The organism is Parendozoicomonas verongulae (genome assembly GCF_009711465.1).
Classification (GTDB): domain Bacteria; phylum Pseudomonadota; class Gammaproteobacteria; order Pseudomonadales; family Endozoicomonadaceae; genus Sansalvadorimonas; species Sansalvadorimonas verongulae.
On sequence record NZ_SMME01000614.1, the window covers coordinates 1,235 to 2,016 of the forward strand.

The following is a 782-nucleotide window of genomic DNA, read 5'->3' on the forward strand; positions in this document are numbered from 1 at the left end:
ACCCAGAGCCAGTTCAATCTCCTTGTCCATACAGGGAGTGTTCACTTCCCCTTTGGCCGCCCGGGTGCGCAGCCGGGTAAAGATGTTCAGGGCCGTTTTCAAATTGTTCGTGCCCCCCATAGCCTGAAGTAATCTGCCCAGAGCCAGTCCATTGGTTTTTTCCTCATTGAGAGAGGCTGAGTATTGTTCATAAAGCTGCTGGAAGAGTGGTAAAGCTTCCGTTAAACGGTTTTGAGCCTGTAAAGCTCTGCCTTTTGCCATCATCACCCTTTTGTTGCTTTGTAAATCCTCTGAAAGAGAATTGACGTACTCAATACACCCACCAAAATTGTCAAGATGAAACAAAGATCTGGCTTTTAATTGCACAACACGAGCATATTGCTTAGAGTCTCCCTCGTATTTTTTTAAGAGTGTCTCGGCCTCATCTAATGCTCTTTGGGGGTTGCCTTTCAAAAGACTGAAGGCGTTATCTATGTCGTGATATTTATGTATACGAGAGTGAACCTGATAGTGCTGGGTACTCCGTTGTGAAAGTTGGCAGCGCTCAGAGTCATCTGTACGGTCTGGATCTCGAGAACCATGTGTACTGAGGGTAGGGGTAGGGGTAAATGTGTGCCTGCTTGAATATCTTTGATCCGCCTGCTGGCTAAGCTCGCCTTTCCCATAGTGTAGAGGTATGTTCATACTCTGAATAAGCCTTAATAACAGTTATATCCGGGGGGGTTCGTGAAACAAATGTTCTGTATGGATGCTGGTGAGGGAACAAAGGTTCAAAATGAGTC

General features: G+C 46.0%; 1 protein-coding gene. It reads right to left on the reverse strand.

Translation table 11 applies throughout. The annotated features are described in order from the left end of the window. The coding region (locus E1189_RS23045; RefSeq protein WP_196221036.1) for a hypothetical protein at positions 1-261 on the reverse strand (261 nt) is incomplete at its 3' end. Between the last annotated feature and the right edge of the window lie 521 nt (positions 262-782).